Origin of the sequence: Streptomyces phaeochromogenes (assembly GCF_001418655.1) — a bacterium.
Lineage (GTDB): Bacteria > Actinomycetota > Actinomycetes > Streptomycetales > Streptomycetaceae > Streptomyces > Streptomyces phaeochromogenes.
In genome coordinates this window covers 1-10,760 of the sequence record NZ_LIQZ01000526.1, presented here as the reverse complement: position 1 = coordinate 10,760, position 10,760 = coordinate 1, and the positions used below count along the sequence as shown (strand labels likewise).

Below are 10,760 nucleotides of genomic sequence, written 5' to 3'. Positions count from 1 at the left end.
GTGGCCCGGTCCTGGCCGCGCTGGCCGCGCCGTGAGCAGGAGCTGCGGGCCCGCTGGCTGGCGAGTTGCGACACGGAGGCCGTCACGGCCACGCACCGCGGCTTCGAGAGCGAGGACTTCTTCGACTGGTGGCCGTCCGTTCCCGGGCCCACGGCGCTGTTGTACGGCGCGGACAGCCCCGTCGTCACCAAGGAAGGCGCGGCGGAGGCGGCCCGGCGGCTGCCGTCGGCCGTGCTCGCCGAGATCCCGGACGCCGGCCACATGCTGTTCTGGGACAACCCGCCCGCCGCGCTCACGGCCCTGCGCGAGGCACTGCGCCCGATGCCGACGTGACATCGGCGCGTGGGTACAGATCTGCGCGCGGGTTCCCGGAGATCGCCGGTCCGGCTGACGACTCGATCAAGTGCCGTGCTTAAGTGGGCTCCATGGGTGACGAAACCTCAACCCCGACGTCCACGCCTCCTGGCCCGCCCCCCGCGCTCACCGCCGCGCCCGGCTACCAGGTCCGCCGCCTCTACCAGGCGTATCTCGCGGCCTGGATCCGTGCCGTCGACCCGACGCTCACGGGCCCGCAGTTCGCGGTGCTCCAGGCTGTCGAAGCGGCACCGGGGAGCGACCAGCGCTCCATGGCGTCCGCGGTCTCCCTGGACACGTCGACGATGGCGGACGTCGCCCGGCGGCTGGAGAACCGGGGTCTGATCGTACGCAGGACGGCGGCGGACGACGGTCGCCGCAAGCTGCTCCATCTGACGGAGGAGGGCGAGCTGGCCCTCCAGGGCGCGAACCGCCGCGCGCGCCAACTCGACGAACGGCTGCTCGGACCCTTCGATCCCGAGCGGCGCGAAGAAGTCATGCATCTGCTCACGTCCCTCGCCGACCACTGGGAGGGACTGGCCGAGGACTCGTAACCCGCCGCGGAAGCGGATCCCCGGTCGCCGACCACCGTACGTATCCCACGTACGCCGGACACCTGGAGGATCCCGTGACCGAGACCATGAACGCGACCACGACCGATCACCACGTCGGCATGATCGTGCCCAGCTCGAACCTGACCATGGAGACAGAGCTGCCGCGCATGATGCGGCAGCGCGAGTCCCTGCTTCCGGAGGACCGGTTCGTCTTCCACAGCAGCCGCATGCGGATGCGGCACGTGACGCCCGAGCAGCTGCGCGCCATGAACGTGCAGACCGGGCGCGCGGCACTGGAGCTCGCCGACGCCCGGCCCGACGTGGTCGCCACGGCCTGCCTCGTGGCGATCATGGCGCAGGGGCCCGGGTACCACTGCACCGCCGAGGACGAGATCACCGGTGTGCTGCGCGCCGAGGGCTCCCGGGCGCCCGTGATTTCGAGCGCCGGCGCCCTGCTCGACGGCATCGGGGCCCTGGGGGCCGGGCGGGTCGCGATCGTCACGCCGTACATGAAGCCGCTCACCCGACTGGTCGCGGACTACATCGAGGACGCAGGTGTCGAGGTCGTGGACGCGCTGAGCCTGGAGGTGCCGGACAACCTGGCCGTCGCCCGCCTCGACCCGGCCGATCTGCGCGAGCACTGGAAGCGGCTCGACCTGTCACGGGCCGACGCACTCGTCCTGTCCGCCTGTGTCCAGATGCCTTCGCTGCCGTCGATCCAGCCGGTGGAGGAGGCGGCGGGGCTGCCGGTGCTCTCGGCGGCCACCGCCACGGCGTACCGCATCCTCGTAGAGCTGGGCCTGCCCACGCTCGTTCCCGGCGCGGGCAGCCTGCTCGGCGGCCAGGTCCCCAGCCCGGTGGGCGTCTGAGCCGATGCGGGGACATCCTCGAAAGGATCGACGCCTGGTGTACGGCGGGCACCCGCTTCGCCGTGGCGGGCGTGGTGCCACAGGGCCGTACGAACTCCTCGCCCCTACTTGACCGCCCCGGCCAGCCCGTTGATGAAGAACCGCTGCAGTGCGACGAAGATCAGGACGATGGGCAGCAGGGTGATGACCGATCCCGCGCACACCAGGGTCCAGGCGGTGGAGTTCTGGCCGATGAAGTTGAACATGCCCACCGACAGTGTGTGCAGTTCGGGGCGGGAGAGGGTGAAGACCAGCGGGATGAAGAAGCTGTTCCAGGCGGTGATGCAGGCGAACAGGCCGACGGTCGCCAGCATCGGCCCGGACAGCGGGAGCATGATCCGCCAGAAGATCTGGTGGAAGCTCGCCCCGTCCACGCGGGCCGCGTCCTCCAGCCCCCGGTCGATCGTCGTGAAGTAGCCCATGAAGAGGAAGGTGCCGAAGACCATGCCTCCCGCCGACTGGACGATGATCACCGACCAGAGGGTGTTGAGGAGATGGAGCCGCTGGATGAGGTCGAAGACCGGGATGATCGTGTAGCCGTGCGGCAGGAAGAGCGTGACTCCGACCAGGCCCAGCCAGATCTTCTTGCCCGGGAAGTCGGTGCGGGCCAGGACGTAGCCCGCCATGGAGGTGGCGAGGAGGGTGACGACGACCGTGCCCATGGCGAACAGGACCGTGTTGACGAAGAAGCGGCTGAAGTCCGCCTGTGTCCAGGCCTCGCTGTAGTTGGACCAGTGGAACTCGGAGGGGATCGGGTTCAGTCCGCCGGAGAAGAAGCCGTCGGTGCTCTTGAGCGAGCTGCCCAGCGCCCACAGGAACGGGTAGAGCCAGATGAGCCCGCCGCCGAGCAGCGCGAGATAGAGCAGGCCGCGCCGGCCCTGGCGCAGGCCCGGCCACGTCCGCGAGCGCGGGCGTGGCCGCGTGGACAGTGTGGTCATCGACGGAACCCCTTCACTGATTGGCGGCCGTGCGCCGACGGCTGATCTGGCGCAGGGCGAGGACCTGCAGCGCGGAGAAGACGATGAGCAGCAGCCCGTAGAGGAACGAGGCCGCCGAGGCCAGGCCGATGTCGGGCTGGGCGGCGGAACCCGGGGAGCCGCCGAAGGCCAGGTGGTAGATGTACGTGTTGACGACCTCGGTGGCGAAGTACGGGCCGCCGCCGGTGAGGACCTGCACGAGGTCGAAGACCTGGAAACTGCCGATGAAGGCCAGCACCACGATGACGACGCCGACTTGGCGCAGCATCGGGATGGTGATGCGGAAGAAGGACTGGACCGGTCCGCAGCCGTCGAGTTTCGCCGCCTCGTACAGCTCCGCCGGGATGGTCTGCAGTCCGGCGAGGAAGTAGACGAGGTTGTAGCCGAGGGTGTGCCAGATGCCGATCGCGATGATCACGGCCAGGGCGGTGTTCGGGTCGCCGAGCCAGTCGACGTGCCCGTTGGTCATCCCGGTCTTGGCCAGCAGGCCGCCGGCCGAGTCACCGAAGTTGGCGAGCATGAGCTGGATGACCACGCCGACGACCGCGGCCGAGGTGACGACGGGAATGAAGTAGACGGTCCGGAAGAACAGCGCGAACTTGAGCTTCGGGTTGTTCAGCACCAGCGCGAGCGCCAGAGCCATCACCAGTTGCACCGGGACGAGCACGAACGCGTAGACGAAGGTGTGCTTGACGGCGCCCCAGAAGATGCCGTCGTGCAGGATCTGCCGGAAGTTGGCGAGGCCCACGTACTCGCCCGGTGAGCCAATGCCGTTCCAGCGGTAGAAGGTGTAGCCGAAGGAGGCGAAGATCGGGTAGATCACGAAGGCCAGCAGCAGCACGGCCATCGGGGCCAGATAGAGGTACGACCACTTGGCGGCGCGGATGCGCTGCCAGAGGCCGTTCCGGGCTGCGAGCGGCGGTGCGGCCGGGGGCGTTCGTCGACGCTCGCGGGTTTCGAGGAGTGACATGGTGGCAGCTCACGCCTTCTTCGTGGTGTACGGCTTGGTGGGGTCCCAGTCGGCGAAGACGTAGTCGGACGTGCTGACCTTCTTGCCCTTCTTGGCCACCGCGGCGACCGCGTCCGAGAGGATCTGGAACTTCTTGTCGGCCAGGCTGCTCAGCGCGCTCTGGACGTCCTTGATCTGGCCGGTGTAGATACCGGTCACCACATCGCTGATGTCGGGCTTGGGCGCGCCGGGCGCGACGCCGGCCAGCTCCGGATTGCGTACGAGGGGCACCGGTCCGCGCAACACCTGCTCGGTCATGCCGACGAAGGCGGCGAAGGGCTTGGAGTCGATACCGTCCGGGTCGTTGCCCGCGGGGTACACGGAGACGCCGTTGAGGTCCTGCACCCAGCGGCGCCCTGCGGCGGGTGACGTCAGCGCGTCCAGCCACTGGAAGGCCTCGCGCGGCTTCTTGCTCTTGGCGGAGACGGCGGCGAAGGCGCCGTTGCCGACCGGGTCGGCGTAGTAGTAGCCCTTCGGGGTCGCGGTGGGCGAGGGCAGCGTGACCAGGCTGTAGTCGGTGAACTTGTGCTGGGTCCACTCGGGCTGGTTCCAGACACCGCCGACGGTCATGCCGAACTTGCCGCGCTCGAAGAACGCGCGGGCGGCCTCGTCGGAGAGGCTGACGGAGTTGGGGTGGAAGAAGCCGCGCTTCTTCCACTCGACGAACAGCTCGAAGAAGTCGGTGTACGCCCGGTCCGTGCCGTACGTCCACTTGCCGACGCGGTAGTCCATGCCGGTGGCCGCGCCGGTCGGGGCGCCGCCGGGGGCTCCCGCGCCGCGGACGAACAGGTCCAGCCACCAGGCGAGGACACCGATCCCGTCGGCGTTGCCGAAGCCGAAGCCGTACGACTTGCCGCCGCTCTTCTTGGTGATCGTCTGGGCGGCGCTGGTCACCTCGTCCCAGGTCCTGGGTATTTTGACGCTGCCGTCGGCGTTCGTGAGGCCGACGGACTTGAAGACGCCGTGGTGGACGTAGAGCTGGTAGAGCGGGGCCGATCCCTTCAGCGGGGCCGAGTAGACCTTGCCGTCGAAGACGTTGGCGCCTTCCAGGAAGGTGCCCTCGGGGAAGCGCGACTGCCACTTCGGCGTCGCCCACTCGTCGAGCGGGTGCAGCCAGCCCTTGGCGACCTGTTCGGCGACGCTGGGGACCTGCGGGATCATGAAGACGTCCGGCGGGTTGCCGCTGCGGTTGGCGAGCGCCACCAAGTCCGCGTATTTGGCGTTCTGTTGGGTGGTCTTCTTGACGCTGACGCCGCTGTGGGCCTTCTCGAAGAGTTCTGCCTCCTTGTCGACCCAGGGCGCCTGGGTGACGTACCAGTCCCAGTAGGTGAGCGCGTCCGCCGACGAGGAGGGGGAGCCGGAGCCGCATGCGCTCAGGCCGCCGCCCAGTGCCATGGTTCCGGCGCCGAGTGCGGCGGTGCGCAGGAGGCCGCGTCTGGAGACGTTCGACGAAGTCATCTGGAGTTCCTCCGAGGCGGAGAAGAGGGATGCGAAGAGAGATGCGAAGAGGCATGCAGAGGGATGCCGAGCGGCATGTAACGTTCACTGAACCGTTTACAGTAACCGGGACGTTAAGGGGACGTCTCACGGCCGTCAAGAGGTTCGACGAGGCTTTAGTGGCCCAACTGGGACGTTTTCCCGCGACCGTGGCATGCCTGACCAGCCCGGCAGACCCGACCTCGACCCGGGCGTAGAGAAACCCTCGCCGGTTGTGTAACTTTTTCATCGGTGTTACTCACATCGGCTGTTCACCGGGGCAAGGAGAAGCAGAGCATGGCTCAAGGTCGGGGTTCCGCAGGTCGGGCGACGATTCGGGACGTGGCGTCGCGCGCGGGAGTGTCCGTCGCCACCGTCTCGCGGATCCTCAGCGGGGCGTACACCGCTCCCCCGGCGACGCACGAGCGGGTCATGCAGGCCGTGCAGGACCTCGACTACGTGGTCAACGCCAACGCCCGTTCCCTCAACACGGCTTCGGGCATGGTGGCGATGGTGGTCAACGACATCACCTCGCCGTTCTTCATGAACGTCGCCTCCGGTGTGGAGGAGCAGGCCGTCGCCGACGGCCGGGTCTGCCTCGTCTGTTCCACCCAGGGCGTGCCGGAGCGCGAGCTGTCGGTGATCAACCTGATGCGCCAGCGGGGTGCGGAGGCGATCATCCTGGTCGGCGGCATGGCCGAGACCGAGGAGCATCTCGCCCAACTCACCGCCGCCGCCGAGGGGATGGACCGCGCCGGCGCCCGCCTGGTGCTGTGCGGCCGGACATGGCGGGGCGGCGCGAAGGCTCCGGTGGACGTGGTGGAGTGCGACATGGAGAGCGGCGCCTTCGCCGCCACCAGCCACCTCATCTCCGCAGGCCACACCCGGGTGGCCCACCTGGCGGGCCCGCACGAGTTCAGCGTGGCGGGCCAGCGCCTCGAAGGGTACGAGCGGGCGCTGCGCGCGCACGGCATCAAGCCCGATCCGGCGCTCGTCGCCGAGAGCGACATGACGCGCGAGTCCGGATACGAGGCGGCCTGCCGGCTGCTCACCGACACCGACGCCACCGCGATCTTCTGCGCCAACGACATGAGCGCGGCCGGCACCATCGCCGCCGCCCGCGACCTGGGCCGCTCGGTCCCCGACGACCTCTCCGTGATCGGCTTCGACGACATCCCGCTCGCCGAGGACCTCTACCCCCGGCTGACCACCGTGCACGTCCCCCAGCAGGAGCTCGGCCGCTCCGCGACCCGCCTCGCCCTGCACCGCCGTCCCACCGATCCGCAGAGCCGCCGCGTGGTGCTCGGCTCGCATGTCGTCGTACGCCAGTCGGTGGCACCCCCGGCCCGCCTCAACACCATTGGAAAGGTGGACAGTTGATACCTGAGGACCGGCTCCTCTCCCCGTACACCGGCTGGACGCGTACGCACTGGGAGGGGCTGGCCGACGCGCAACTGGCCGCCGTCCGCCCGTACGCCACCGACCGGCACGCCCTGATCCATCTGCCGGGCCCCGCCAGCCGCAGCGGCCGGCACAGCGACGGCCTCGAAGGCTTCGCCCGCACCTTCCTGCTCGCCGGCTTCCGCCTGGCCCGGTCCGGCGACAACGACCCGGGCGGCCACGGCAGTTGGTACGCCGAGGGCCTGGCCGCCGGCACCGACCCGAGCTCCCCGGAACACTGGCCGAGCATGCGCGAGTGCGGGCAGGCCAAGGTGGAGTGCGCGTCGGTGGCGATCGCGCTGCACGAGACGCGGCGCTGGATCTGGGACCGGCTGGACGAGGGCGTACGGCAGCGGATCGTCGCCTGGATGACGGACCTGCTCGACAGCGACGTCTCCGACAACAACTGGGTCTGGTTCAGGGCGATCACGTCGGCGTTCCTGCGCTCGGTGGGCGCCCCGTGGAGCGCGTCCGACATCGACCACGCGATCGCGCGGACCGAGGACTGGTACGCGGGCGACGGCTGGTACTCCGACGGGAACGGCGCGGGCGGACCGCTGCGGCACTTCGACCACTACTCGGGCTGGGCCATGCAGTACTACCCGCTCTGGTACTGCCGCATCTCCGGTGCCGACGCCGACCCCGACCTGCTCCCCCGCTACCGGGCCCGGCTGCGCGGCTACCTCGAAGACGCCCAGCACCTCGTGGCGGCCGACGGCGCCCCGCTGTACCAGGGCCGCTCCCTCACCTACCGCTACGCGACGCTCTGCCCGCTGTGGGTCGGCGCCGTCTTCGACGCCACTCCCCTGCCGGCGGGCCGCACCCGCCGGCTCGCGAGCGGAGTGCTGCGGCACTTCACCGAGGCCGGCTGCTTCGACGGGCGCGGGCTCCAACCGCTGGGCTGGCACGGAGAGTTCACGGCGATCCGGCAGCCTTACTCCGGGCCCGGTTCGCCGTACTGGTCGAGCAAGGGGTTCGCCGGACTGGTGCTGCCCGCCGAGCATCCGGTGTGGACGGAGAAGGAGGAGTCGCTGCCGATCGAGACCCGGGACGTGCGGCGGACGCTGACCGCCCCGGGGTGGCTCGTCTCCGGCACGGCCGCCGACGGGATCGTACGCGTCGTCAATCACGGCAGCGACCACGCCTACGGTGACGGCGTCGGCCCCGAGGCGGACGACCCGGTCTACAGCCGCCTCGCCTACGCCTCCCACGCCGCCCCCGACAGCACGGAGGCGAGCCTCAACGACCCGCTCGACTCGCACATCGCGCTGCTCGACGCCGAAGGACGCCCTTCCCACCGCCGCCCGCTGACCCGGCTGCACCTCGGTGTGCGCACCGCCGTCTCCCGCCACCGCGCCCACTGGCCGCTCGGCCCGGTCCCCGCCCCGTACGCCCATGACCCCGCGCCCTCCTTCCGTACGGGTCCGTGGATCACGACGGCGTCCGTGCTGAACGGGCCGCTGGAGGTCCGGCTGGCCCGGGTCGACGGTCCGGTTCAGGAGCCGCTGCGGCTGCGGCTCGGCGGGTACTGCCTGGCCGCCGCCGAGCAGCCGTTCACGCACGAGGGGACCGGGCCCGGCGCCTGGGTGCGCCGCCCGGACGGCCTGTTCAGTACGGTGGTCGCGCTGCGCGGTTTCGACGAGGCAGGCATCGCGACCGCGCGGGACGCCAACGCTCTCGGCCCGTACTCGGCGACACCCTGGCTCGCCACGACGGCCGAGGTCCAACCCGGCACGGTGTACGCCGCGTTGGTCTGCCTCTCCGGAGTGGTCGAGGGACCGGCCGCGGCCGAGGACGTACACCTGGAGGTCTCCTACGACGGCGACGGCGCCGCCCTCGCCTCCGTCACCTGGCCCGACGGCACCAAGGACACGGTCCGACTGGAGTCGCCGCGCTGACGAGCCCGACGGGCCCGACGAGTGGGTACGGAGTGGGGCGCGGGTGTCAGGTTCCCGCGCCCCACACCGGGATCAGGCGCCGTACGCCGGAATCAGGCGCCCAAGCCGCGATCAGGTGCCGTCGATGAGCCGGACGGCGATCGCGGGGCTGAACTGTCCGGCGGGGACCGTCGGCGCGATGCCACACTCCCCGTCGGAGTTGCCCGGTGTCTTGACCCACAGCAGCAGGTCCTCGCCCCCGCCCACCCGCGGGGTGACACCGAGCTTGCGCCCGGCCGGGTTGCACCACTCGCCGTTGGAGCCGTTGCCGTTGCGGCTGGTGTCCACGACGAAGTGGGAGCCGCCGCCCAGCGACGAGTTGATCGAGTTGCCGTAGGTCTCCGAGGACCCGGTGGAGTAGAAGTTCGAGACGTTCACGGCGAAGCCGCGGATGTTGCCCACGCCCGCGGAGTTGAGCCGGCTCGCCATGGTCGCCGGGGCGACCCAGTTGGTGTGTCCGGCGTCCAGATAGGCCCAGGTGTTGGGGGCCTTCTGCTGGAACATCTGGGAGGCGTACGCGAGCATCGCGAGCCGGTCGCTCACCTGCGCGCTGCTCAGGCAGCTGAAGTCGGACAGGGCGTCCGGCTCGATGACGACCACCGCGGGGCGGGTGCCCACCGCCGCCGCGAAGGTCGAGATCCAGGTGCGGTACTCGGCCACGCTGCCGGCGCCGCCTGACGAGTGGCCGCCGCACGCGTCCCGGAGCGGGATGTTGTATGCGACGAGGACGGGCAGCTTGTCGTGACTGTCGGCGGCGCCCACGTAGTTGGCCACGGCCGGACCGACCCCTCCGCTCTCACCTCCGGTGTACCAGCGGGCGATCGCCTGGGACGCGATGGACGACTGGATGCGCGCGGCCCGGGAGTCGGAGGGGTTGTTCCGGACCCAGGCGGCCGGGCCGGAGTCCGGGTTGGAGTAGAAGCCGCTGGTCAGGGAGATCGGACTGGCGGCGGACGCCGGACTGGACGCCACGAGCGACAACGGCAGGACGAGCAGGCCGGCCAGGGCGGTTCGGAGCAGGGCAGTTTTGAGCGGGGCAGAGGTGAGCAGGGCATTCCATCGCATGGTGAGTCCCTTTTCTCGGGCGGGGCTGCCGCGGGCCCCTCGGCTCGGCTCCCGCCCGCGCTCGTCCGGCGCGGGCGGGGCCACGGCGGTGGTCCGGAGACCGGTCTCTCAGCGCGCGGAGTCGGCGGTGAAGCCCGCCACCCAGGCGAGTGCGGAGTTCCAGTTGATGGCGATCTCGTTGGTCGAGTACGAGTAGATGTCGTCGATGTAGCAGGTGGCGGGGGCGCAGCCGACGAGGTTCTGTTGCGCGACCGGGTCCTGGAGGGCCGAGTCGGGGCCGCCGGCCAACGAACCGGGCGGCGGGGTCGGCAACTTGGGGTCGATCTGGTTGGCCCAGATGCGGTTGTGCTGGTTGTGGCTGGCCTGGGTGCCGTAACCGGTGACGAAGGACTGGTTGAGGGCGTTGCGGCCGAAGAGGTAGTCCAGCGACTCCAGCACGGCACCGCGGTAGACGTCGCGGTGGGTGATGTCGTAGGCGGTCGCGATGACCAGGGCGTTGTTCGCGGTGACACTGTTGGAGCCCCAGACGTAGACGCCGCCGGCGGGCAGGCTGGGGTTCGGGTAGCCCTGCGAACGCTGGTCCCGTACGAATCCGTCCGCGACGGCCAGGACCCGCTTGCGCGCGGCGGCGACCATCGGGGCGGGGAATCGGCTCGGCAGGCGGACGACGGTGAGGTCGGCCAGTGCGCCGGTGTCCCGCCAGGAGAACCCGGCCGAGGTGATCCTCGTGTCGATCCGGGACAGGTAGGCGCGGTCGTGCGTGGTGGCGTACAGCTCGGTGGCGGCCCAGGAGAACTCGTCGGTGACGTCCGTGTCGGCGTACGCTCCCCCGCCGACACTGCTGCTGCTCGGGGCGTACACGTCGGGGTGGGCGAGTGCGGCCTTCCAGGCGGTCTTGGCCGCGGTCAGGCAGGTGCGTGCGAAGGCCGCGTCGTAGCGGGCCCACACCCGGGCGCACTGGGCGCCGGCGGCGGCGAGGTTGAGGGTGGCGGCCGTGGACGGCGGGTGCAGATAGCGGGGCTGGGAGACGGAGTTCCTGC

General features: G+C 70.4%; 10 protein-coding genes. 5 read left to right on the top strand and 5 right to left on the bottom strand.

The features are described 5' to 3' along the window. The 3 genes from AOK17_RS44835 to AOK17_RS44825 form a co-directional block, all read left to right on the top strand. Positions 1-333 (top strand): alpha/beta fold hydrolase (locus tag AOK17_RS44835; protein ID WP_169802004.1); only part of this gene is annotated, 333 nt, incomplete at its 5' end. Positions 334-425: 92 nt separating this feature from the next. Continuing rightward, positions 426-908 carry a MarR family winged helix-turn-helix transcriptional regulator gene (locus tag AOK17_RS44830; RefSeq protein ID WP_055618411.1) on the top strand — a complete coding sequence of 161 codons (483 nt, stop codon included), beginning with the start codon at positions 426-428 and terminating at the stop codon, positions 906-908. Positions 909-994: 86 nt separating this feature from the next. Then, positions 995-1,777, top strand: coding sequence for a maleate cis-trans isomerase family protein (locus AOK17_RS44825; protein ID WP_055618412.1), 783 nt, complete (start codon positions 995-997; stop codon positions 1,775-1,777). Between the two features lie 104 nt (positions 1,778-1,881). Here AOK17_RS44825 and AOK17_RS44820 read toward each other — a convergent pair whose 3' ends face one another. Genes AOK17_RS44820 through AOK17_RS44810 form a run of 3 tightly spaced genes read right to left on the bottom strand, consistent with a single transcriptional unit; the run spans position 1,882 to position 5,260 of the window. Then, positions 1,882-2,754: a carbohydrate ABC transporter permease gene (locus AOK17_RS44820; RefSeq protein WP_055618410.1), complete on the bottom strand. Its 873-nt coding sequence runs from the start codon at positions 2,752-2,754 to the stop codon at positions 1,882-1,884. Positions 2,755-2,767: 13 nt separating this feature from the next. Further along, entirely contained in the window at positions 2,768-3,763 is a 996-nt protein-coding gene (locus tag AOK17_RS44815; protein WP_055618409.1) for a carbohydrate ABC transporter permease, read from the bottom strand. A gap of 9 nt (positions 3,764-3,772) precedes the next feature. Further along, a complete protein-coding gene (locus tag AOK17_RS44810; RefSeq protein ID WP_055618408.1) occupies positions 3,773-5,260 on the bottom strand; it encodes an ABC transporter substrate-binding protein in 1,488 nt (495 codons plus the stop codon). Between the two features lie 360 nt (positions 5,261-5,620). On the opposite strand from AOK17_RS44810, the gene AOK17_RS44805 reads away from it, so the two are divergent. Both AOK17_RS44805 and AOK17_RS44800 read left to right on the top strand, forming a co-directional pair. Then, on the top strand, positions 5,621-6,658 hold the full coding sequence (locus AOK17_RS44805; RefSeq protein WP_079053645.1) for a LacI family DNA-binding transcriptional regulator: 1,038 nt from the start codon (positions 5,621-5,623) through the stop codon (positions 6,656-6,658). Beyond that, positions 6,655-8,616, top strand: a complete 1,962-nt coding sequence (locus tag AOK17_RS44800) for a DUF2264 domain-containing protein (RefSeq protein WP_055618406.1) — start codon at positions 6,655-6,657, stop codon at positions 8,614-8,616. The genes AOK17_RS44805 and AOK17_RS44800 overlap by 4 nt, the downstream gene beginning before the upstream one ends. Before the next feature lie 111 nt (positions 8,617-8,727). Here the strand turns inward: AOK17_RS44800 and AOK17_RS44795 are convergent, their stop codons facing one another. Together AOK17_RS44795 and AOK17_RS44790 are read right to left on the bottom strand one after the other, a co-directional pair. Continuing rightward, complete coding sequence (locus AOK17_RS44795) at positions 8,728-9,720, bottom strand: glycoside hydrolase family 6 protein (RefSeq protein ID WP_055618405.1); 993 nt, start codon at positions 9,718-9,720, stop codon at positions 8,728-8,730. Positions 9,721-9,828: 108 nt separating this feature from the next. Continuing rightward, positions 9,829-10,760, bottom strand: a 932-nt coding sequence (locus AOK17_RS44790; protein WP_206190941.1) for a glycoside hydrolase family 9 protein, incomplete at its 5' end; no start/stop codon positions are given.